The following is a 22,693-nucleotide window of genomic DNA, read 5'->3' as shown; positions in this document are numbered from 1 at the left end:
ATTGTCGTACCCCGGCGGTAGAGCTGGATGAGGATCCGACGCAGTGGAGGGGGGCCCGGTGTCGGTCACCGATGACATGCGGTCGGAGTCGCGCTCCGGAGGGCCGCCGCCCGTCCCGGCGCAGCCCGACGGGCAGTTCGACCGCACCCCGCCGCAGGACGTCGCCGCCGAGCAGTGCGTGTTGGGCGGCATGCTGCTCTCCAAGGACGCGATCGCCGACGTCGTCGAGATCCTCAAGACCAACGACTTCTACCGGCCGGTGCACGCCACCATCTTCGACACCATCCTGGAGATCTACGGCCGGGGCGAGCCGGCCGACTCGATCACGGTGGCGGCGGCGCTGGCCGACTCGGGCGACCTGGTGCGGGTGGGCGGCGCCCCCTACCTGCACACCCTGATCGCCAGCGTGCCGACCGCGGCGAACGCCGCGTACTACGCGCGGATCGTCAGCGAGCGGGCGGTGCTCCGACGACTGGTCGAGGCCGGCACCAAGATCGTGCAGCTCGGCTACGGCACCGCCAACGGCGGCAGCCGGGACGTCGACGACATCGTCGACCTCGCCCAGCAGGCGGTCTACGACGTCACCGAGCGCCGGGTCAGCGAGGACTTCGCCGTCCTCGCCGACATGCTCCAGCCGACCCTCGACGAGATCGAGGCGGTGGGTGCCCAGGGCGGTGTGATGACCGGCGTGCCGACCGGCTTCACCGATCTCGATCGGCTGCTCAACGGCCTGCACCCGGGGCAACTTATCATCGTGGCAGGCAGGCCTGGTCTGGGCAAATCGACCGCAAGTATGGACTTTGCCCGAAATGCCGCAATTCGTGCCAATCAGGCCGCGGCCATCTTTTCGCTGGAAATGAGCAAGGTCGAGATCGTCATGCGACTGCTCTCGGCCGAGGCCCGGGTGCCGCTGCACGTGCTGCGCAGCGGTCAGCTCTCCGACGACGACTGGACCAAGCTGGCCCGGTGCATGGGCGAGATCAGCGAGGCGCCGCTCTTCGTCGACGACACGCCGAGCATGAACCTGATGGAGATCCGGGCCAAGGCGCGGCGGCTCAAGCAGCGGCACGACCTGAAGATGATCGTGGTCGACTACCTCCAGCTGATGACCTCGCCGAAGCGCACCGAGAGCCGCCAGCAGGAGGTCGCGGACCTGTCCCGAGGCCTCAAGCTGCTGGCCAAGGAAGTCGAGTGCCCGGTCATCGCCGTCAGCCAGCTGAACCGTGGCCCGGAGCAGCGCACCGACAAGCGACCCCAGTTGTCCGACCTTCGGGAGTCAGGCTGCTTGACCGCCGAGACTCGGCTGATTCGCGCCGACGACAACTCAGAGGTCACGCTCGGCGAGTTGCTGAGCGCTGGAACCAGGGACGTGCCGGTCTGGGCGCTTGACGACAGCCTGCGCTACACGCCGCGCACCATGACCCATGTCTTCCCGAGCGGCACCCGTGAGGTCTTCCGGATGACGCTGGCATCCGGGAAGCAGATCGACGCGACGGCCAACCATCCCTTCCTCACCTTCGGCGGATGGATGCCACTCGCCGAACTGGCGCCAGGGACCCGGCTCGCCACGCCGAGGCACGTGCCACCACCACTTGAGATCCGGCCGTGGGCAGAGGCCGAGGTCGTGCTGCTGGCGCACCTCCTCGGCGATGGCTCGTTCGTACGTCGTCAGCCGATCCGATACGCCAGCCGCGACGAGATGAACCTTCAGGCGGTGTCGGAGGCGGCGAAGCACTTCGGCATCTCCGCAGTGCGTGACGAGTACGAAGCCGCCAGAGTGACGACCCTTCGGCTGCCCGCGCCGTACCGCCTGGCTCGCGGCCGGCGCAACCCGGTCGCCGAGTGGTTGGATGGGCTGGGCCTGTTCGGGCTCAGGTCGCACGAGAAGTTCATTCCGCAGGGGGTCTTCGGTCTGCCCAAGGAGCAGATCACCACTTTCCTGCGGCATCTGTGGGCGACTGACGGCTCGGTGACGGTCAACAGGTCAGGCCGCGGCGGCAGGGTGTACTTCGCTTCGACGAGCCGCAGGATGCTTGAGGACGTCTCACGCCTTCTGCTCAGGTACGGCATCACTGCCCGCCTGAAGGCCGTGCCTGTTACGCGTCACCGCCCCCAGTACACCCTCGACATCTCTGGGCGGGACGACCAGTTGCGCTTCCTGCGCGAGATCGGTGTGCACGGGGAACGGTCTCGTAACTGCGTCGGCCTGCTCGGCTCGTTGGAGGCGATGGAGAGCAACACCAACGTCGACACGGTGCCTCGCGAGGTCTGGACCAGGGTCAGGCAGATCCTCGCAGAGCAGGGGATGACTCATCGCGAGTTCGCCAGTGCGATCGGCACCCAGTTCTGCGGGAGCGCGCTGTGGAAGCGCGCGCCGAGTCGATCCAGACTTGCCAAGATTGCTACTGTCCTCGACGCCGCTGACCTCGACCTGCACGCCACGAACGACATCTTCTGGGATGAGATCGTATCGATCGAGTCGATCGGAGAGCGGGAGGTCTTCGACGCGACCGTGATGGGGACGCACAACTTCATCGCGAACGGCATCGCCACCCACAACTCCATCGAGCAGGATGCTGACGTTGTCATCTTGCTGCATCGGGACGACTACTACGACAAGGAGTCACCCCGGGCTGGAGAGGCGGACTTTATTGTTGCCAAGCACCGAAATGGTCCGACCGACACCATCACCGTCGCCGCGCAGCTGCACCTGTCCCGCTTCGTCGACATGGCCATCGTCTAGCCTCGTCGGCGCTCAGCCGAGCAGCGGGAACCAGCCGGCGACCTCGCCGAGTTCCAGCCGGTCGCGGTCGGTCAGCGGCAGCCGTCCGGTCGCCTTGAGCAGGAACTCCTCGTCGCTCCAGCCGGCCGGCCGGACCGCGTCGTCGCTGAGCAGGCCGTCCATGGTGGTCACCGCGACGCGTACCGCGAGCACGCCGGGGCGGGGCGCGTCGGGCAGGTCGAGCACCAGGTCGAGGTGATGGACGACCGCCTCGGTGGTGAGCGTGGCGAGGAAGTCGGGCACCCGTAGGACCTGGCCCTGGGTGCTGACGAAGCCGTCCCGGTCCGCCCGGCCGGCGGCGCGTACCGCAGCGGGGGCGGTGTCACACCAGAGCCGGACCACGCCGCTGGGTCGCTCGAAGGCGGCCGCCGAGCGGCGCACCCACCAGGCGTGCCGGGCGGCGCTGTCGTCCGCTTCGCCCGGGAAGCCCCGCCAGTAGCTGACGTCGTCCACGGTGGCCGGGCCGTCGGCGGGGCTGGCCAGCGCGACCAGCGCCCGCTGCGCGTCGCCGAGGACGTGCAGCAGCAGGTCGGCGACGAGCCAGCCGCGGCACCGGGTCGGGCGTTGCAGGTCGGCGTCGTCCAGGTCGGCCACCACCCGGGTGATCCCGTCGTACGCCTGCGCCAGCGCGATGTGCCCGGGAACGGCGGAGCCCTGCGGCGGGCCCGGCCGGGGACCGCCGACCGCGGAGATCGCCGCGCTCACGGCCGGACCGGTCGCCGCGGTGCCGGATCCCCGGCCGGCCTCCGGCTCGCTCGGTCCGCGGCTTCCCGACGGTCTCTCGGGCGTCATGGGAGGCAGCGTCGCACGGTCGGCCGGGTTCGGCACGCCGACGGGCGCGACCGGGCCGGCGAGGCGCCGGCCCGGTCGGTTTCGGTGCTCAGCCGAACATCTCGTCGAGGAAGCTCTTGTGCTTCTTGCGCCGGTAGTGCCCGTGGTAGCCGTAGTGCTGGCCGTGGCCGCCGTAGGCCGGGGCCGGCGGGTAGCCCCCCTGCGGCTGACCAGGCTGGCCGGGCTGCCCGGGCTGCCCGGCCGGAGCGGCGGCGTGCTGGCGGTTCCAGTTCGCCTCCGCCTCGAACAGCTTCTCCAGTTCGCCGCGGTCGAGGAAGATCCCCCGGCACTCCCCGCACTGGTCGATGACGACGCCACTGCGCTCGTACTGGCGCATTTCTCCGTGACACTTGGGACAGGTGAGGCTCATCACCCGACGGTACCCGGTCCGGTCACGCGGTCGCCGTCAGCGCCTCCGTGACCTCGTCGTCGGAGACCTCGTGGAAGTCGTCGTAGTAGGCGCTGACCGCCATGAACTCCGGCGGGTGCTGGGCACAGACGACCTGGTCGGCCTCGGCGGAGAGCATCTCGTACGCCTCCTGGGAGCCGACCGGCACGGCGACGACCACCCGGCGGGAGCCCAGCCGGCGGGCGACCGCCACGGCGGCCCGGGCCGTGGCGCCGGTGGCCAGCCCGTCGTCGACGATCACGGCGGTACGCCCGGAGAGGTTCAGCGGTGGCCGGCCGGCCCGGTAGAGCCGCTCCCGCCGGTCCAGTTCGGCCTGCTCGCGGCGGCTGACCTCGGCGATGTCCTCGGCGCTGAGCCGGCTCGCGATCTGGTCGTTGAGCACCTGCACGCCGCCCGGTCCGAGCGCGCCGAAGGCGACCTCGGCCGCCCAGGGCATGCCGAGCTTGCGTACCACCAGTACGTCCAGGGGCGCGCCGAGCCGTTCGGCGACCACCTCGGCCACCGGTACGCCGCCGCGCACCAGGCCGAGCACGATGACGTCCGGTTCGCCGATCAGGGCGGTGAGCCGGTCGGCGAGCATCCGGCCCGCCTCGGCCCGGTCGCGGTAGGTGGTCATGTTCCAGGTGTACGCCCTGCCGCCGTCCTTCGCCCGCCAGTTGCCGGAACCGGTCGGCCGGTGCGGTGCGCTCGGCCGCGGTCGGCTCGCCGCGCCGGCGCGAGCCTCACGGTGACGTCGTGGCGGGCGCGTTCACCGGCACCGGCCGTAGCGCGGGCGCCCAGACCAGGAACGCCACCGGGTAGAGCAGGTAGCCGAACCGGGTGGTCGGCATCAGCAGGATCGCGGCGAGCAGCCCGTACCCGCAGATCAGCGCGGCGGCGACGGCGCTGCGCGGCGGGCGGCGGGTGAGCCGGACGGCGATCGCCAGCCCGGCCGCGACGAGCAGCGCGGCGGCGGCCATCCGGCCGCCCGGGAGCGTGGTGGCGATCAGGTGCCCGGGGAAGGGGGACTGGGCCGGGCTGGTGACCAGGCCGTGGCCGAGCGGGAAGCGGAGCACGTTCTCGACCAGCGCGTCCCGGTCGACGAGCAGCACGGGCAGCAGCGCGGCGACCGGCAGGCCGAGGGCGCCGGCCGCGACCCGCAGCCCGGCCCGGCGGGTCGCTCCCCAGATGACCAGGACGAGGGCGACCGGCCAGGCGAAGAGCTTCAGCGCGCCGGCGACGCCGACCGCGACGCCCGCCGCGCCGGGCCGGTCGGCGGCGGCGAAGGCCAGCGCGAGCAGGCAGAGCGCGAGGACCGGGAGGTCGTCGCCGCCGGTGGCCAGGGTGAGCGCGCAGATCGGCAGTACGGTCGCCGCCTGCACGCCGCGCAGCAGTGCCCCGTCCCGGCCGGTGGTCCGGCCGCCCGGCCGGCGCAGGGCGCGGACGGCCAGGGCGAGGGCGACCGCGGTGCCGACCGCGAACCACACCCGGGCGTCGGTCCACCAGGTGTCGACGGCGGCCCGGGGCAGCCCGAACAGCGCCATCCCCGGCTGGTACGGGGTGTATCCGAGCAGTTGCTCGCCGGGCGGCAGGGCGGCGATCGCGTCGTGCCCGAGGTAGGGGGTGCCGGTGTCGACGAGCCGGCCGCCGGAGTCCTCGACCACCAGCACCTCCTCCTGCGCCCGGTCCGTGCGCCCACCGGCCCGTTGCACGCTCTGCGCGACCAGCGGCAGCAGGGCGGTGGTGACCCAGGCGAAGGCGGTGACCGCCCAGCGGGCCGGCAGCCCGGTCAGCGGCGACCCGGGTGACCGGCGGTGCAGCAGCAGCTGAGCGGTCGCGGCGAGGGCGGCGAGGAGGTAGCCGACCGCGGCGATGCCGCCCCAGGCCCGGTGCGGGAGCAGGGTGGAGGTGACGGCGGTGATCGCGGCGAACGCGGCGGAGACGGCGTACAGCCCGAGGTCGAGGGCGAGGCCGCCGGCGGCGGTGTCCAGCCGCTGCCAGACGGGACGTCGAGTGGTGGGGGCGGCGGTCACGCGCGCCAGTCTGGCAGACCGTCGGCGGTCGGCTCGCACGCCGACGGGGTGGAGTCGGCGGGCGCGGATCCGGTTCAGGCGGGCAGGTGCCGGTCGGTGCGGCCGCGGCCGTTCTGCCGGCGGCCCGGGGCGAGCCGGATCACCGCGCCCGCGTCGTGCAGCGGGGCCGCCAGCGATCCGGGGCTGCCGCCGGAGCCGCGTTGCAGCGCGGCCAGCAGGGTGCCGGCGGGCATCGGCCGGCCGAAGAGGTGGCCCTGCCCGGCGGCGCAGCCCAGCTCCCAGAGCGCGCGGCGCTGCGGTTCCCGCTCGACGCCCTCGGCCACGACGGCGAGGTCGAGGCTGCGCCCCAGGTCGAGGGTGGAGCGGATCACCGCGGCCGCCTCGGCCGACGTCTCCATCTCGGTGACGAAGCTCCGGTCGATCTTCAACTCGTGGACCGGGATCCGGGAGAGCAGCGACAGCGACGAGTAGCCGGTGCCGAAGTCGTCCAGGGCCAGCCGGACGCCCTCGTCGCGGAGCCGGCTGAGCACCCGGTCGACCACGTCGAGCTGGCTGAGCGTGAGGGTCTCGGTCAGTTCCAGCACCAGCCGGTCGGGTGGCAGGTCGTGGGCGCGCAGCCGGGCCAGCACCGAGCCGGGGAAGCGGGCGTCGAGCAGGCTGCGTGGGGAGACGTTGACCGCCACCGGCACGTCGAAGCCGGCGTCGCGCCAACTGCCCGCGGCGAGCAGCGCCTGGTCGAGGATCGCCTCGGCGAAGGCGGGGAGCAGGCCGGAGCGTTCCACCGCCTCCAGGAAGCGCAGCGGGTCGATCACGCCGTGCACCGGGTGGTGCCAGCGGGCCAGCGCCTCGGCGCCGGTCACCTCGCCGGTGCCCAGGTCGACGATCGGCTGGAAGTTGACGGTGAACTCCTGGTCGGCCACCGCGCGGGGCAGTTCGCCGCCGAGGGCCAGCCGGCCGAGGTCGGCGGTGTCCCGGTTGGGGGCGTAGGTGGAGGTCCGCTGGCCGGCGCGCTTCGCCTGGTACATGGCCACGTCGGCGCGGCGCAGCAGTTCGGGCATCCCGCCGCTGGCCGGGGCGGCGGCGATCCCACCGCTGGCCTCCACGCTGATCCGCATGCCGTCCAGGTCGAACGGCTCGTGCAGCGCGCCGAGCAGCGTCTCGGCCCGGTGCGCGGCCACCGCGGGCGCCGGCAGCCCGCGCAGCAGCACGGCGAACTCGTCGCCGCCGAGCCGGGCCACCAGGTCGCTGTCCTGGGCGGCGCCGCGCAGCCGGTCGGCGACCTGCACCAGCACCTGGTCGCCGGCGGCGTGCCCGAGGGTGTCGTTGACCTCCTTGAAGTGGTTGAGGTCGATCAGCACCAGGGCGGTTACCCCGTCGGCGTGCCGGGCGCTGAGCTGTTCGGTGCCCTGCTCCAGCAGGTGCCGCCGGTTGGCCAGCCCGGTGAGCGGGTCGTGGGTGGCGGCGTACGCGTGCTCGTCGGCGACCCGGGCCAGCTCGGCGTACGCCTGCGCGTTGCGCACGGCGGTGCACAGGGCCGAGGCGAAGGTGCGCAGCGTGTACTGCTCGCGTTCGGAGAGCTGAACCGGCCCCCGGAACCGCAGCCGGAGCACGCCGACGTCGACCGCCCGGTCGTGCCCCTCCAGCGCGGCCGGGACGACCGTGCCGTCCAGGGTGGTGGGCTGGCCGGCCGGTCCGTCGTAGGTGATGCCGCCGGCGCCGCCCCGGACGGTGTGGCCGCCGTCGCGGAGCTCGATCTCCACCTCGTCGGCGGAGAAGAGTTCGGCGGCCTGGGTGACCGCGGTGGTGAGGACCTTGTCGAGGTCGACCACGTTCAGCGCGTCGGTGGTGCGGGCCAGCCGCTGCCAGGCCTGCTGCTCGGTGCGGGCCCGGAACCGGGTGGAGTAGGCCAGGTGCAGGCTCAGGACGAGCAGCGGCACGGCGAGCAGCAGGCGGTTGTCGATCCTGATGATGAAGACCGTGCCGATGATGACGAGGAGTCGGGCCAGCCCTCCCCCCAGCCGGAGATCCCAGTCGCCGCGGAACAGGGCGCTGAGCCGGGTGCGGGTCGCGAGCGCGATGACCGGTAGCGTGATCGCCTCGTCGACCACCACCGCGGCCAGGTACGCCGTGGCGATCGGGCCGACCACCTCGAGGACGGCGCCGGTGTTGGTCTGCCAGCCGCTGGCGTGGAGCACCAGGCCGGCCACCGTCGCGACCAGCATGTTCTTGCCGACGCCGAAGAGCGCCTTGACGGGCGTCAAGCGGGCCAGCGCCGCGGCGATGGCGACGCCGGCGCCGGTGGCCAGGACCACCGTCGGTATCGGCGCCACCGCGAGCGCGATCATGATCGCGGTCTCGGTCCAGGCGATGTTGTGGTGGGTGGCGCGGATCCGGATCCGTACCTTGACCGTGAAGCCCACCGCCACCAGGGAGATCAGGGCCGCCCAGACGACCGCCGTGTCCGGCAGTCCGTGCAGCGGTACCCGGGTCGCGGCGACGGCTCCGGCCAGGCCGGCCACAACGACGACGAGACCGACTAGCAGCCGTAGCTGCCGATCGGTCCCAGTCTGTCGATCCTGTGGAGCCACCCGTCATCCTCGGTCGTCACCGACGGCTGCGCTCCGCAAGAGTACTGCGATCGTGGTCACCTACAGAAGGTGACTCAACGACAACTCAGCCCCATTCGTTCGACGTCATTTCGACCCCCAGCTGATCGGTAACGGCTTCGATGGGGTCAGCCTAAGGGAGCTTGCCGCTGGTTTGGGATGATAAATGTCCATATGCGCAATATGAGCTAATACGGCATTGGATTGTCACGGTCAGTTCGATGATCCTGACGCAATGCGAACGCTTCTTTCGCTATGCACTTGTCAGGTCGCTCTGCGCGACATCCACCCGTCATAGTCAATGCGTGTAATCAGTCTGACGACCGGCTTCGACAAGCTCATCGTCGGTTCGGTCAGGTGTCGAACTCAACCCCTTACGTGCCCTCATTGTCGCCGGGTTCGTGCTGGTTGGCCGGTACTTCGGGCCTTCTTTCCGCTTGCCAGGCCGCAGCCGGTGACCAACTGAATACCCGCTAAGTCGACGTGGTGGGGGCGTTGCGATTCGCGTTCTCGGCGGCTTCTCGGTGCAAGTTGCCGCCGGCACGGTGCACCCCGGGAAGGCCGACTCGGGTAGCCGTTCTCGCGGTGCCGGCGACCCCATCTGGACAACCGGTAACGGCCCACCGACCGGTGGATGAACTTCGGGGCGACGGCCGACACAATCCGCCCTGCCGAATTGTCCATCCGCATGCCGCCAAGCTGCGCCGAACCTTCCCGGATAGGCTCGCCCCCGTGACCGAACCCGCGCAGCTCACCCACGTCGACCCGGCCGGCGCGGCCCGCATGGTCGACGTCTCCGCCAAGTCGGTGTCCGGCCGGGAGGCCGTCGCGGCCGGCCGGCTGCGGACCACCCCCGAGGTGGTCGACCTGCTGCGCCGCGACGGGCTGCCCAAGGGCGACGCGCTCGCCGTCGGGCGGCTGGCCGGCATCATGGGCGCGAAGCGAACCCCCGACCTGATCCCGCTCTGCCACCCGATCGCGCTGCACGGGGTGACGGTCGACCTGACCCTCACCGACGACACAGTGGAGATCACCGCGACCGCCCGCACCGCCGACCGCACGGGCGTGGAGATGGAGGCGCTGACCGCGGTCGCCGTCGCCGGGCTGGCCCTGGTCGACATGGTCAAGGCGGTCGACCCGGCGGCCAGCGTCGACGCGGTCCGGGTGCTGCGCAAGACCGGCGGCAAGACCGGTGAGTGGATCCGCCCGGAGGGCCGGCCGTGATCCGGGCCCGGGTGATCGTGGCGTCCAACCGGGCCGCCGCCGGCGTGTACGCCGACACCAGCGGCCCGCTGCTCGTCGCCGGCCTGCGCGAGCTCGGCTGCGAGGTAGCCGAACCGGTGGTGGTGCCCGACGGCGACCCGGTCGGCGCGGCGCTGCGGGCAGCGGTGGCCGACGGGATGGACGTGGCCGTCACCAGCGGCGGCACCGGCATCAACCCGTCGGACCGGACTCCGGACGTGACCCGGGCGCTGCTCGACTACGAGATCCCCGGGATCGCCGAGGCGATCCGGGCGCACAGCCGCGACAAGGTGCCCGCCGCGGCGCTCTCCCGCGGGCTGGCCGGCGTCGCCGGCCGCACCCTGGTGGTCAACCTGCCCGGCTCCACCGGCGGCGCCCGGGACGGGCTCGCCGTGCTCGGCCCGATCCTCCGGCACGCCGTCGACCAGATTCGCGGCGGCGACCACTGACCCGCCCTCGGAGCGCTCCGCCCGGATAGGCTCGGCCGGTGAGCACGGACACCGCATCCGCCGCCGGCCGGGTCACCGCGCCGCCGCCGGCCGGCTGGGAAGAGGCCCGCGACCGGGCGTACGCGGTCGGGCTGGCCGCCGCACTGCCCGCCGAGCGCCGGCCGCTCGCCGAGACCGACGGGCACACCCTCGCCGAACCGTTGACCACCCGGACCGACCTGCCGGCCTTCCCCACCTCCAGCGTGGACGGCTGGGCGGTGCGCGGCGGCGGCCCGTGGCGGGTCGTCGGGCGGGTGCTGGCGGGCGGCACCCCAGCCCCGCTGACCGAGGACGGCACCACCGTCGAGATCGCCACCGGCGCGATGGTGCCCGAGGGCGCCACCGCCGTGCTGCGGGTCGAGGAGTCCAGCCGTACCGCCGACGGCCTGGTCGACGGCGTGCCGCGACCGGCGCCCGAGTGGCGCGCGCCCGGCGAGGAGGCGTACGCGGGTGAGGAACTGCTGCCCGCCGGCACCCCGGTCGACCCGGCGCTGATCGGCCTGGCCGCCGCCTGCGGCCAGGACACCCTCCTGGTGCGGCGGCAGCCGCGGGCCGCGCTGCTGGTCTTCGGCGACGAGCTGCTCACCGAGGGCCCGCCGGCCGCCGGCCGGGTCCGCGACGCGCTCGGCCCGGCGGTACCGGCCTGGCTGCGCCGCTACGGCTGCCAGGTGCGCCCGGCCGACGTGGTCGGCCCGGTGGCCGACACCCTGCCCGCGCACGTGGCGGCGGTACGGGCGGCGCTGGCCGAGGCGGACCTGGTGTGCACCACCGGTGGCACCATGCACGGCCCGGTCGACCACCTGCACCCGACGCTGACCGCGCTCGGCGCGGACTACGTGGTCAACACCGTGGCGGTCCGGCCCGGCTTCCCGATGCTGCTGGCCCGGCTGGTCGGCGACGACGGCCGGGTGCGCTTCGTCGCCGGGCTGCCGGGCAACCCGCAGTCCGCCGTCATCGCCCTGGTGTCCCTGGTCGTCCCGCTGCTCGCCGGCCTGGCCGGCCGGCCGATGCCGGTGCTGCCGCACGCCACCCTCGCCGAGGCGGTGCCGGGCCGCGGCGACCACACCCATCTGGCCCTGGTCCGGCTGGACCAGGTAGCGAACACCGCCTACCCGGTCCGGCACGTCGGCTCGGCGATGCTGCGCGGGCTGGCCGGTGCGGACGGCTTCGCGGTGATCCGACCGAACGCCTCCGGCGAACCGGGCGACCGGGTTCCGGTGCTGCCGCTGCCCCTGCTGCCCGGGGAGCGTGCCTGGTGACCGCCCCGACGACGAGCTACGGCGGGGTCACCGACCAGCCGCTGGACCTCGCCGCGCACGAGGCCGCGGTCGCCGACATCCGAGCCGGCGCGGTGGTCTCGTTCCAGGGCGTGGTCCGCGACCACGACCACGGCCGCGCGGTGACCAGCCTGGAGTACGAGGGCCACCCGAGCGCCGAGCGGGTGCTGCGCGAGGTGGCCGCCGAGATCGCCGCCGACCCCGAGGTGTACGCGGTCGCGGTGTCGCACCGGATCGGCCCGCTCGGCATCGGCGACGTGGCGCTGGTCGCCGCGGTGAGCACCGCCCACCGGGCGGCGGCGTTCGCGGCCTGCGCCCGGCTGGTCGACGAGGTCAAGGCGCGGCTGCCGATCTGGAAGCGGCAGGTGTTCGCGGACGGCACCGAGGAGTGGGTCAACTGCCCCTGAGCGGCGGCCCCGCTCGGCGGCGGGCGTCCGGCGGCCCGGCTCAGCGGCGGGCGTAGAGCGTGGCCTGCCGGCCGAGCCGGTCGGCGTAGAAGACCGGCTCCGCGCCGGGCCGCCAGGGCAGCGCGGCCACTAGCACGATCAGCGCCAGCGCCAGCGAGTTCTCCATCAGGGCGCCGAACAGGCCGTCCTGGTAGTGCGAGACCTCGGGCAGCTGGTGCTCGTACGGCCAGATCGGCGAGACCAGGAAGAGCAGGTAGAGCCCGGCCGCGGCCACCCCGTGCCGCATCCCGGTCAGGGTCGGGTACCAGATCGGCGGGCGCAGTCCGTTCACCCCGGGCGGCCCCCCGTACGACGACGCCTGCGCCGCCCGCTGGTTGAGGCCGCGGCTGGCCTCGCGGCGGCGTACCGCGGCGTCGGCCAGCACGATGATCGCCGGGATGACCCAGACCAGGTGGTGCGTCCAGGAGATCGGGCTGATCACGTTGGCGGTGAGCCCGACCAGGGTGAACGCGGTCAGCTCGTCGCCGTCGGCGTGCGCGTTGGCGGCCCGGGACAGGCCCAGCGCCAGCATCAGCACGGCGAACGCCAGCCAGAGCAGGCCGGGCGTCTCGATCGAGTCGTAGAGGCGGGCGAGCAGGCCGGCCAGCGACTGGTTCGGCGTCATGTCCGCCGCGCCCACCCGCTCGGTCTGCCACAGCACACTGCCCCAGTAGGCGCGGGACTCGGTGCCGACGATGGCGACGGTGCCCACGGTCACGCCGATGGCGGTGCCGATGGCGGTGGCCGCCGCGCGCCACTGCCGGGTGATCATGAGGTAGCCGATGAAGAGCGCGGGGGTCAGCTTGACAGCGGTGGCCAGGCCGATGCCGGCGCCGGCCCACGCGCCGCTGTAGACGAACCGCAGCAGCGCGCCGTCACCGTCGGCGGTGTGGGTGCCCCGGCGGGAGCGCCAGCGCAGGCCGATCAGGTCGGCCATGACCAGGGCGAAGAGCAGCACGTTGACCTGGCCGTAGCCGAGGGTCTCGCGGACCGGCTCGATCGCCGCCGCGAGCGGCACAGCGATGGCGACCGTGTACCAGAGCGGCCAGCCCAGCCGGTCGACGATCGGGCGCAGCAGCCCGGCCAGCACCACGGCCAGCGCGGCGAGGCTGCCCAGCGCGTTGACCAGCCCGGCCGCCTGGACCGGCAGGTGCGCCATCGGCAGCATGACCAGCCCGGCGAAGGGCGGGTAGGTGAAACCCAGGGTGGTGCCGGGTGCGATGAACTCATACAGCTCGTGACCGCTCGCCCACCACACCACCGCGCCGTGGTAGATCTTCATGTCGAAGAAGTTGTACGGCCGCCCGAAAGCGCCGATGGCGAGCCATGCGGCGTAGGCGACGGCGGCCACGATGCCGGTCCGTACGACTGTCCTACGATCGATCCCACGCGTTACGCGACGGACTGGGGCGAGGCGGTCCACCCGTCTTCCGACGGTCGCCGGCATGGCGTGGCCACCCCCGTACCAAGGTCGTCCTACCCGTCCAGGTCCAGTACGGAGCCTAGAACGGTGCCTCACGTTACTGCCTCCCGCGTTATGCGACCGTGTCCGATCCCACACATGTTTTTGATATTTCCACCGCGTTAACGCCTACCTGGCGGTTCAGGTGATTCGCGGCGTTGGGAGGGGTGAGACTGGTAAGGGGATGGTATAGACGCAGGTCAGCCGGGAAGTCGCCGGGCCGTCGAGGCGGACCGTACGGCGATCCGGGCCTCCCGGCGGGCGGTCCGGACGGCGCGCTGCACGGAACGTCGGGAGTGGCCGATGCGGTGGCCGGTGCGCCAGCGCAGACCGGGCTTCCCCTCGGTGTCGGCCGCGGCCAGCAGCAGGCCGCCGAACAGACCCAGGTTCTTCAGGAAGTGGATCTGGTTGTTGTTCCGCGCCGTCGGGTCGTCGTTGGTCCAGAAGGGATGCCCGGCGATGGTCACCGGGACCAGGGTGCCGGCGAGGACCAGCGCCGCCGGGCGGGCGAACTTCCCGGTGGCCAGCATCAGGCCGGCGCCGACCTGGACCGCCGAGTTGACCCGGATCAGCGTCGTGGTGTCGGTGGGGATGCGGGGGTTGGCCCGCTCCAGTAGCGGGGTCACCCGGTCCGTCACCGGCTTGGCCGCCGTCACCAACCGCTCCGGGTTGGCGAAGTTACGGGCCCCGCTGACCACGAAGATGCCGCTCAACATGGCTCGGGCGAGGGAGCGTACGGGTTTCATGGATCAGTCATACCCCGTCGCGGGCGCGCCTACCCCGGCAACCGCCGATCCGATCGGCCGACGTGGACGTCACGCCACGCCGATTCGAGCGACCGTCGCTGATGGACCGGCCCCGCCGGGTAACGTCCCCCGCGTGACCACGCTGCGGCTCCGCCCCGAGGATCCGGCCGACATCGGCCCGATCCACCGGGTGCTGGCCGCCGCGTTCGCCCGTCCCGACGTGGCCACCCCGCCCGAGGTGGGGCTGGTCGACGAGCTGCGCGGCAGCGACGCCTGGTTGCCCGAGCTGGCCATGGTGGCCGAGTACGGCGGTGAGGTGGTCGGCTACGCGCTGCTCACCCGGGTGCGGGTGCGCTCCGACGAGCACACCGCGCCGGCGCTGGCCCTCGGCCCGGTGGCGGTCGCCCCGCACCGGCAGCGGATCGGGCTCGGCACGGCGGTGGTGCAGGCGGCCCTCGACGCGGCCACCGAGCTGGGCGAGCGGCTGGTGGTGGTGCTCGGCGCGCCGGCGTACTACCGGCGGTTCGGTTTCGCGCGGGGCGACCGGATGGGCCTGACCAGCCCGTGGTCCGGGCTCGGCGAGCCGTGGCAGGCGCTGGTGCTGCCGCCGTCCACCAGCGGCGACGGCCCGCCGCCCACCGGCGAGGTGCTCTTCCCGGCGGCCTGGTCCCGGGTCTGACCCACTCGACCCGCCGGATCGCCGCGTCCGCCGGCCTCGGCTCAGGCCGGCTGGGTGCGCAGGTACCGGCCGAAGTGCGGGACGGTGAAGGCCACCGTGCCCCGCTCGCCGGAGTAGATCAGCCCCTTCTTGATCAGCGCGTCCCGGGCCGGCGAGAGGCTGGCCGGCTTGCGACCCAGCGCCCGGGCGATCTCCGCGGTCGGCACCGCGGCGTCCATGTCGTCCCGGCCGCCCCCCGCCGCCTCGCCCTCCACCAGCGAGAGGGTGGCCATCGCGCGCATGTACTCGCGCTCCGCCGGGGTGGCCCGCTCGAACCGGGAACCGAAGAAGCCGACCGCCAGCTCCGCCTCCGCCTCGGGCGCGGCCACCCGGACGTCCGCGGCGGTGATCGGCGAGCGTGGGGCGTGGTCCCAGGTGGCCTTCCCGTACGCCTGCACGAAGTAGGGGTAGCCGCCGGACTTCTCGTAGAGCAGGTCGAGCGCCTTCTGCTCGTACTCCACCTCCTCGCGCTCGGCCGGCGCGCAGAGCGCCTGGTCGGCGGCGATCCGGTCGAGCCGGTCGATCCGCTGGTACCGGAAGAGTCGCTCCGAGTACGACTTGGCGGCGCTGAGCACGGCCGGCAGGTGCGGCAGCCCGGCGCCGACCACGATCAGCGGCGCGCCGAGCTGGGACAGCTCGTGGCAGGCGGCGCAGAGCGCGGAGACGTCCTCGGGGCCGAGGTCCTGCATCTCGTCGATGAAGATGGCGATGCCGGTGCCGACGTCGCTGGCCACCCCGGCGGCGTCGGTGAGCAGCTCGACCAGGTCGATCTCGATGTCGCCCGAGTCGGCCCGGCCGCTGGCGGCGGGGACGTCGATGCCGGGCTGCCAGCGGTCCCGCAGCTTCGGCGCGGCGCCACCCCGGCCGGTCGGCGCGGAGCGCTGGGCGAACGCCTTGAGCACCCCGAGGAAGGCGTCGATCCGGTCCGGCGCGCGGTGTCGCGGAGCGAGTTCGCGGACCGCCATGTGCAGCGCTGCGGCGATCGGGCGGCGCAGCGACTGGTCCGGCCGGGCCTCGATCTTGCCGCTGCCCCAGAGTCGGTTGATCGCCTGCGAGCGGAGGGTGTTGAGCAGCACGGTCTTGCCGACGCCGCGCAGCCCGGTGAGCATCAGGCTGCGTTCCGGCCGGCCCCGCGCGATCCGCTCCAGCACGATGTCGAAGACGTCCAGCTCGCGTCCCCGCCCGGCGAGTTCGGGCGGACGCTGGCCGGCGCCCGGGGCGTACGGGTTGCGGACCGGATCCACGCATCGCACAGTATCGGGCCGTCTAGCTGGGAGGCTAGACATCCGTAGATGGGGCTACCGCGTGTCGTGCCGGCGAACTGCCCGGCCGGAGTCGCGTCGAGACAAAACTAGGGCTGTCTAGCGTCCACGCTAGACAGCCCTAGTTTTCCCGATGGCCTACCGCTTCCGCAGGCAGAGCACGTAGTCGAAGAGGTCGACCGAGTTGTCGTGCACGTAGTGCGCGGTCGACCGAGGTGCGCGTGTCTTGCACTGGTCGGCGTCCGTGGTCGCCGGCAGCCGCAGCAGCACCTCGTACGTGTTCGGGCCGCACGGCACCTTACGCAGCTCGGCGTCGTCGTCGGTGCCGTCGTTGACCACGCAGTCGCCCTTGGCGTAGTCGTCGTCGTCGCTGGTCGGGCTCGGCTCCGCGCTGCTCTCGTCCGGGCTCGGTTCGGCGGTCGGCTCGGCCGACGCGCTCGCCGACACCGACGGCGACGGGCTCGGGTCGTCGTCCTCGGCGGCCTGGTACACCGCCCAGCCGGCCAGGCCGAGGCAGGGGCAGAGGACCAGCACCACGACCAGGCCGATGATCAAGGCGATCTTCCCACCGCCGCCCCGCTTCGCCGGCGGGGCGGGTGGCGTACCGAACTGACCGGGGGCCGGCGGCGGCGCGCCCCACTGCCCGGCGGCCGGCTGGGCCGGCTGCGGCCCGGCCGGTGGGAACGGCCCGGGCGGCGGCGGGTAGCCGGCGGGCGGGTGCGGCGGCTCGGCCGGCTGCGGTGCGCCCGCCGGCGGCTGGGCCCACATCAGCGTCGTGGGCGGCTCGGCGCCGCCGGAGACGGGTTGGCTCCACTGCGGCTGGGTGGGCTGCTCCTGGCCGCCCGCCGGCGGCTGGCTCCACTGCGGCTGGGTGGGCTGCTCCTGGCCACCGGCGGGTGGCTGGCTCCACTGCTGCACGGTGGGTTGTTCCTGGCCCGCCGGCTGGCCCCACTGGGGAAGGGTGGGTTGTTCCTGGCCGCCCGCCGGTGGCTGGCCCCACTGGGGCAGCGTCGGGTCGGCGGGCGTCGGGCCCTCCGGCCCGGCCGGCGGCCGCTGCGACGGGTCGTCCGGCTGGCCGGATGGTCCGTAGGTGGTCATCTCTCTCCCAGGGGTGCGGTGTTCAGCGCTGCTTCAGGCAGAGCACGAAGTCGAGGGTGTCCAGCTCGCTGTCGAAGAAGTACCAGTTGGTGTAGCCGGCGACCCTGGCGCACTTGGCCTCGGCGTCCCGCTCGCCGCTGGTCGCGCCGTCAAAGCGGCGCAGCACCTCGTACGTCTTCGGGGCGCAGTCGCTGATCAGCAGTTTGGGCTTGCCACCGGGTGCCCCCTCGTTGCGGACGCACTGGCCGGCCTTGACGAACCGGGGGTCGGCGGACGCCTCCGGGGCCGGCGCACTGGGCACCGGGCCCGCGGCGGTCGGTTCCGCGGCGTCGCCGGGGGCCGAGGCGGAGGCCCCGGCAGCGGTGGTCGGCGGCGGGTCGTCGTCCTGGCCGAGCAGGTAGAGCACCGCCGCCCCACCGCCGAGCACGAGGACGAGCACGGCCGCCAGCACCGCGAGCAACGGGCCGCGGGAGCGCGGGCGCTCCGGGGGCGGGGCCGGTTCCCCGGAGTACGGTGCGGCCGGCACGTCGGCAGCCGGATAGCCGGCGTACGACTGCTCGGCCGGCCGGTACGGGCCGGGTCCCGGCTCGCCGTATCCGGGGCGGTACGCCGGCTCCGGAGCGTGGCGGGGATCGGTCGGGTAGCCGGGGTCGGCGGCGTACCCGGGATCGGCGGGCCGGTACGGCCCCGACCCGTACCCGGGGTCGTAGGACGGCTCGGTCGGGCGGTAGGGCTCGGCGCCGTACGGTCGCCCCGGCCGGCGTTGCTGGTAGGGGTCCTCCGACCCGTCCCACCCGCGCCGACGGTCCGGCTCGTACGGCTCGTCGGGCCCCCGCCCGCGCCACGGCTCCGGGGAACCGCCGCCCGGTGGTCCGTAGTTGGCCATGCCGTCCTCCTGGAACCAAGTGGTGAGAGGCCGGCCACCAACGAGGGACGCCGACGCCCAGGCCACCGTAGCGTGGTCCACCAATGAGCTCACCTCCGCCAAGTGCGTCCCCGTCCACCGGCTCGGCCGGCCGGCCCGGCCCGAGCACCGCCGTCGGCGACCGAGCAGCCGCCGCGCCCGCGCTGATCTGGACCGCGCTGCTGGTGGTCTACGTCCTGTGGGGCTCCACCTATCTCGGCATCCGGATCGCCGTGGAGTCCATGCCGCCGCTCGCCTCGGCGGCCGCCCGGTTCGCGGCCGCCGGGGTGGTGCTCGCCGTGGTGCTGCGGCTGCGCCGGGGGCGCGGGGCGCTGCGGGTCGACCGGCGTCAGCTCGCCTCCGCCGCGGTGGTCGGCGTGCTCCTGCTCGCCGGCGGTAACGGGCTGGTGGTGCTGGCCGAGTCCGGGCCGCCCGGGGTGGCGGTGCCGTCCGGCATCGCGGCGCTGCTGGTCGCCACCGTGCCGCTGCTGGTGGTGCTGCTCCGCTCGGCCACCGGCGACCGTCCCCGACTTTGGACGCTGGCCGGGGTGAGCCTGGGCTTCGTCGGGTTGGTGCTGCTGGTGCTGCCCAGCGGTGGGACGGGCGCGGTACCGCTCGTCGGCGCGTTGACCGTGGTGGTCGGGGCGGCCTCCTGGTCGATCGGCTCGTTCCTGTCCGGCCGGATCCGGATGCCCGCCGACCCGTTCGTCGCCACCGTGTACGAGATGTTCGCCGGGGCGGCGGTGCTCGCCGTCCTCGCCGTGGGTCGGGGCGAGCTGCGCGGCTTCGATCCGGGCACGGTCACCACCCGCTCCTGGCTCGCCCTCGGCTACCTGATGGTGGCCGGCTCGCTGGTCGCCTTCACCGCGTACGTCTGGCTGCTGCACCACGCGCCGATCTCGCTGGTCGCCACGTACGCCTACGTGAACCCGGCGGTCGCGGTGGCGCTCGGCGCGCTGCTCGTCGCGGAGCCGATCACCGCGCAGGTGCTGCTCGGCGGCGCGGTGATCGTGGCCGGGGTGGCCCTGGTGGTGAGCACCGAACGCCCGCGCCGGCCGACCGAGCCGACGACCCCGGAGCCGGCGCGCCGGTAACCGCCCGGTACGCGGCCCGCCGGCCGCCCGGCGCCCCAGCTCCGAGCACCCGATCGCCCGGCTGACGGCGCGCGTCAGATCAGCCGGAGCTGGCGGTCCTTGGGGCGGCGCGGCTCGGTCTCGCCGAAGCGTTCGAACAGGCCCGGGTCGATGGCGTCGAGGAACGGGGACGGGCGGCACTCGCGTTCCGCGCCGTGCCGGCTGCGGCGGGCGGCGTGGCTGACGTACAGCCGGTCCTGGGCGCGGGTGAGGCCGACGAAGAACAACCGCCGCTCCTCGGCCACCGCGTCGTCGTCGGGCTCGCTGCCGGGCCAGCGCAGCGGCAGCAGCCCGTCCTCGCAGCCGACCAGGAACACCACCGGGAACTCCAGCCCCTTGGCCGCGTGCAGGGTGAGCAGGGTGACCGCCTCGGCCCGCGGGTCCAGGGCGTCCACCTCGGCGCCGGTGGCCAGCTGGGACAGGAACAGCGCCAGGTCGTCGCCGCAGCGCCGGGCCAGCGGGGTGAGCAGGTCGACCGCCGCCCGGACGTCCTCCGGGCGGACCGCGCCGGCGCCGTCCAGCGTCGGCACGGCGAACCGTTCCGCCAGCACCTGGCCGGCCAGCCGGACCCGGGCGGCCAGCGAGCCGTCGAGCCCGCCGGCGTGCCGCAGTTCGCGGGCGATGGCGGCCACCCCGGGCCGGTCCCGCAGCCGGTCGTGCGAGCGCTTCTGCACCGGGATGTTGGCCCGGGCCAGGGCGTCCACGATCGGCGCGGCCTGCGCGTCGGTCCGGTAGAGCACCGCGATGTCGGAGAACGAGAGCGACGTCGAGCGGCCGTCGATCCGGCCGGAGTCCAGCGACCGGTGGGAGAGCCCGCCGACCAGTTCGTCGACGGTGCGTACCACGAAGTCGGCCTCGTCGGCGACGGACGCCGCCGGGTAGCGGCCGACCAGCGGGGCCTCCGGATCGAGCCGGGCTGGGTCCAGCCGGCGGCCGCGCACCAGCGACGACGGCGCGATGGCCTGCACCGCGGCGGCCAGGATCGGCGCCGACGAGCGGTAGTTGCGGTTCAGCCGGACCAGCCGGGCGTCGGTGAAGTCCTGGGAGAAGCGCAGGAAGTAGCCGACGTCGGCGCCGCGGAACGAGTAGATCGCCTGGTCCGGGTCGCCGATCGCGCAGAGGTTGCCGTCGGCGGGGCTGAGCAGCCGCAGCAGCTCGTACTGCACCGCGTCGACGTCCTGGTACTCGTCGACGAAGATCCACCGCCAGCGGTCCCGGTAGCGCTCGACCAGCGCCCGGTCCTCGCGCAGCAGCGCGACCGGCAGGGTGAGCAGCTCGTCCAGGTCGACCAGGCCCTGCTTGCGCAGCAGCGCGGCGTACCCGGCCTGGTCGTCGCCGGCCTCGGCGCGGGCCGCCGCCCGGTCGGCGTCGTCGGCGATCCGGAAGTCCACCGGCAGCCCGGCCGCCTCGGCGTGCTCGCGCAGGATGGTCAGCCCGAGCGAGTGGAAGGTGCCGACGGTGACGTCCTCGGCGACCGGACCGAGCAGCCCGTCGAGGCGGTGCCGCAACTCCTCGGCGGCCCGCCGGGTGAAGGTGATCGCCAGGCAGTGCTCCGGGAAGACGTTCAGCTCCGCGCACAGGTACGCGATCCGGTGGGTCAGCGTCCGGGTCTTGCCGGTGCCCGGCCCGGCGACGATGAGCAGCGGTCCGCCCGGCGCGGAGGCGGCCACCCGCTGCATCGCGTCGAGCCGGTCCAGCAGGCCGGTGCCGACCTCCTCCATGCCGGCGAGCATCGGCTCGAACGGCTCGTGCGGCGAGGGGGGTGGGGCGATCGGGGGCGGCGGTGGGCTGGCCTTCCGCTTCGGCTCGGCCTTGGCCGCCGCCGGGCGCTTGGCCCGGGGTCGGGCCGCCGGCTCCGCGGGCCTGCGCTGCGCGGGCACGGGTACGTCGAACAGCGTCTCGGCCTGCGTCCCCGGCGTCGGTCCGCCCAGCTCGGCCGGGTCGAAGAGGGTGATCACGCCGTACTCGCCGTCGTAGCCGGGGACCCGGCGCACCTCGCCCCGGCGCAGCCGGCCGATCCCCTCGGCGAGCAGTTCCCCACCGACGCGCGCGATCTCGTCCAGCGGGGTGCGGGTGAGGATCTCCAGCTCCGGGCCGAGCGCGGCGAGCAGGTCGTTGAGCTTCCCGTCGACCTTCTTGGACCGGGCGCCCACCTTGTTGATCTCGCCGAGGATCTCGGCGAGCGGCACCAGGTGGGTCACCTCGCGGGCCTGCTCGGGCCGGTGTCCGGCCGGCCGGTCGGCCAGTTCCTCGACCCGGCTGAGCACGCCGACGGTGAGCGGCTTGCCGCACTCGGGGCAGCGCCCGCCGGCCGCGCGGGTCTGCTCCGGGGCCCAGTTCACCCCGCAGAGCCGGTGCCCGTCGGCGTGGTACTTGCCCTCCTCCGGGAAGAACTCGATGGTCCCGGCGAGCCCGTCGCCGGTGCGCAGCGCGTCCCGGACGGCGAAGTAGTCGCGGGCGGTGGCGAACACGGTCGCCTCCCGGGCCAGCGCCGGCGGCGAGTGCGCGTCCGAGTTCGAGACCAGCCGGTACGCGTCCAGGCTGCCGACCCGCCAGTTCATCTCCGGGTCGGAGGAGAGGCCGGTCTCCACCGCGAAGATGTGCCCGGCCAGGTCGGCGTAGCAGTCGGCGATCGCGTCGAAGCCGGACTTCGAGCCGAGCGCGGAGAACCAGGGCGTCCAGATGTGCGCCGGCACCAGGTAGCCGTCCGGGCTGGCCTCCAGGGTGATCTCCAGCAGGTCCCGGGAGTCCAGGCCGAGGATCGGCCGGCCGTCCGAGCCGAGGTTGCCGATCCGGCCGAGCGCGGTGTTGAACCGGGCCACCGCGTCCAGGTCGGGCAGGTAGATCAGGTGGTGCACCTTGCGGGTGCGGTCGTCCCGCTTGTAGATCGTGGAGATCTCCACGCTGAGCATGAACCGCACCGGGTCGGTCTCGGCCGCGCTGGCCAGCCGGGGTGGCAGCCGCCGGGCGATGTCCCGCTCCGCCTCCGGGCTGAGCCGGTAGAGGCCGGGCTCCGCCGGATGCAGCGTCTCGCGCAGGTGGTCGTACCAGGCGGGGTGGGTGAAGTCACCGGTGCCGAGCAGGCCGATGCCCTTGCGCCGGGCCCACCAGCCGAGGTTCGGCAGGGTCAGGTCGCGGCTGCACGCGCGCGAGTACTTCGAGTGGATGTGCAGGTCCGCGACGAACGGCGGGAGGCCACCGGGGGGTGCGGCGCTGAACGGAGGCACGCCGCATCCTGCCACGGCACGGCTCGCCGCCGCGCGTCGCCACGCTCGGG

Annotated in this window: 18 protein-coding genes; 7 read left to right on the top strand and 11 right to left on the bottom strand. The window is 73.8% G+C overall.

Annotation, left to right across the window (positions count from 1 at the left end; all coding sequences use genetic code 11):
• Positions 1-43: 43 nt before the first annotated feature.
• Positions 44-2,743: a replicative DNA helicase gene (locus DLJ47_RS03700; protein WP_109898694.1), complete on the top strand. Its 2,700-nt coding sequence runs from the start codon at positions 44-46 to the stop codon at positions 2,741-2,743.
• 12 nt (positions 2,744-2,755) lie between these two features.
• Here the strand turns inward: DLJ47_RS03700 and DLJ47_RS03695 are convergent, their stop codons facing one another.
• The 5 genes from DLJ47_RS03695 to DLJ47_RS03675 all read right to left on the bottom strand — a co-directional run bounded on the left by DLJ47_RS03695 (position 2,756) and on the right by DLJ47_RS03675 (position 8,622).
• Entirely contained in the window at positions 2,756-3,487 is a 732-nt protein-coding gene (locus DLJ47_RS03695; RefSeq protein WP_233257637.1) for a maleylpyruvate isomerase N-terminal domain-containing protein, read from the bottom strand.
• A 175-nt stretch (positions 3,488-3,662) separates the two neighbouring features.
• Positions 3,663-3,986: a TFIIB-type zinc ribbon-containing protein gene (locus DLJ47_RS03690; RefSeq protein WP_109898692.1), complete on the bottom strand. Its 324-nt coding sequence runs from the start codon at positions 3,984-3,986 to the stop codon at positions 3,663-3,665.
• Between the two features lie 19 nt (positions 3,987-4,005).
• Entirely contained in the window at positions 4,006-4,638 is a 633-nt protein-coding gene (locus DLJ47_RS03685) for a phosphoribosyltransferase (protein WP_109898691.1), read from the bottom strand.
• A gap of 106 nt (positions 4,639-4,744) precedes the next feature.
• On the bottom strand, positions 4,745-6,034 hold the full coding sequence (locus tag DLJ47_RS03680) for a glycosyltransferase 87 family protein (protein WP_109898690.1): 1,290 nt from the start codon (positions 6,032-6,034) through the stop codon (positions 4,745-4,747).
• Positions 6,035-6,108: 74 nt separating this feature from the next.
• Positions 6,109-8,622: a putative bifunctional diguanylate cyclase/phosphodiesterase gene (locus DLJ47_RS03675; RefSeq protein WP_109898689.1), complete on the bottom strand. Its 2,514-nt coding sequence runs from the start codon at positions 8,620-8,622 to the stop codon at positions 6,109-6,111.
• Positions 8,623-9,372: 750 nt separating this feature from the next.
• Between DLJ47_RS03675 and moaC the strand changes: the two genes are divergently transcribed.
• The 4 genes from moaC to DLJ47_RS03655 are packed head-to-tail and all read left to right on the top strand — an operon-like array spanning position 9,373 to position 12,054.
• Positions 9,373-9,864, top strand: a complete 492-nt coding sequence (gene moaC, locus DLJ47_RS03670; protein ID WP_109898688.1) for a cyclic pyranopterin monophosphate synthase MoaC — start codon at positions 9,373-9,375, stop codon at positions 9,862-9,864.
• The gene (locus DLJ47_RS03665) at positions 9,861-10,331 is read left to right on the top strand and encodes a MogA/MoaB family molybdenum cofactor biosynthesis protein (protein WP_109898709.1); all 471 of its coding nucleotides are present in this window, start codon (positions 9,861-9,863) and stop codon (positions 10,329-10,331) included. Before moaC ends, DLJ47_RS03665 begins: the two co-directional genes overlap by 4 nt.
• A 38-nt stretch (positions 10,332-10,369) precedes the next feature.
• Positions 10,370-11,629 carry a molybdopterin molybdotransferase MoeA gene (locus tag DLJ47_RS03660; RefSeq protein ID WP_109898687.1) on the top strand — a complete coding sequence of 420 codons (1,260 nt, stop codon included), beginning with the start codon at positions 10,370-10,372 and terminating at the stop codon, positions 11,627-11,629.
• The gene (locus tag DLJ47_RS03655; RefSeq protein ID WP_109898686.1) at positions 11,626-12,054 is read left to right on the top strand and encodes a molybdenum cofactor biosynthesis protein MoaE; all 429 of its coding nucleotides are present in this window, start codon (positions 11,626-11,628) and stop codon (positions 12,052-12,054) included. Before DLJ47_RS03660 ends, DLJ47_RS03655 begins: the two co-directional genes overlap by 4 nt.
• A 40-nt stretch (positions 12,055-12,094) precedes the next feature.
• On the opposite strand, the gene DLJ47_RS03650 is transcribed toward DLJ47_RS03655, so the two are convergent.
• Positions 12,095-13,540, bottom strand: a complete 1,446-nt coding sequence (locus DLJ47_RS03650) for a glycosyltransferase 87 family protein (RefSeq protein ID WP_109898685.1) — start codon at positions 13,538-13,540, stop codon at positions 12,095-12,097.
• 215 nt (positions 13,541-13,755) lie between these two features.
• The gene (locus tag DLJ47_RS03645; protein WP_109898684.1) at positions 13,756-14,301 is read right to left on the bottom strand and encodes a DoxX family protein; all 546 of its coding nucleotides are present in this window, start codon (positions 14,299-14,301) and stop codon (positions 13,756-13,758) included.
• Between the two features lie 133 nt (positions 14,302-14,434).
• Between DLJ47_RS03645 and DLJ47_RS03640 the strand changes: the two genes are divergently transcribed.
• Positions 14,435-14,980, top strand: a complete 546-nt coding sequence (locus DLJ47_RS03640) for a GNAT family N-acetyltransferase (protein ID WP_109898683.1) — start codon at positions 14,435-14,437, stop codon at positions 14,978-14,980.
• A gap of 41 nt (positions 14,981-15,021) precedes the next feature.
• Here the strand turns inward: DLJ47_RS03640 and DLJ47_RS03635 are convergent, their stop codons facing one another.
• The 3 genes from DLJ47_RS03635 to DLJ47_RS03625 form a co-directional block, all read right to left on the bottom strand.
• The gene (locus DLJ47_RS03635; protein ID WP_109898682.1) at positions 15,022-16,263 is read right to left on the bottom strand and encodes an ATP-binding protein; all 1,242 of its coding nucleotides are present in this window, start codon (positions 16,261-16,263) and stop codon (positions 15,022-15,024) included.
• 156 nt (positions 16,264-16,419) lie between these two features.
• Positions 16,420-16,836, bottom strand: a complete 417-nt coding sequence (locus DLJ47_RS37720) for an LppU/SCO3897 family protein (protein ID WP_109898708.1) — start codon at positions 16,834-16,836, stop codon at positions 16,420-16,422.
• Between the two features lie 565 nt (positions 16,837-17,401).
• Entirely contained in the window at positions 17,402-17,905 is a 504-nt protein-coding gene (locus DLJ47_RS03625; protein WP_109898707.1) for an LppU/SCO3897 family protein, read from the bottom strand.
• A 443-nt stretch (positions 17,906-18,348) separates the two neighbouring features.
• On the opposite strand from DLJ47_RS03625, the gene DLJ47_RS03620 reads away from it, so the two are divergent.
• A complete protein-coding gene (locus tag DLJ47_RS03620; RefSeq protein WP_199235684.1) occupies positions 18,349-19,377 on the top strand; it encodes an EamA family transporter in 1,029 nt (342 codons plus the stop codon).
• A gap of 74 nt (positions 19,378-19,451) precedes the next feature.
• Here DLJ47_RS03620 and DLJ47_RS03615 read toward each other — a convergent pair whose 3' ends face one another.
• A complete protein-coding gene (locus DLJ47_RS03615; RefSeq protein ID WP_109898681.1) occupies positions 19,452-22,643 on the bottom strand; it encodes a UvrD-helicase domain-containing protein in 3,192 nt (1,063 codons plus the stop codon).
• Positions 22,644-22,693 lie beyond the last annotated feature (50 nt).

The sequence above is a fragment of the Micromonospora sp. S4605 genome, assembly GCF_003176715.1.
Taxonomy (GTDB): Bacteria; Actinomycetota; Actinomycetes; order Mycobacteriales; family Micromonosporaceae; genus Micromonospora; species Micromonospora echinaurantiaca.
The sequence above is the reverse complement of the archived record's forward strand: the minus strand, read 5'-3'. Positions and strand labels throughout refer to the sequence as shown.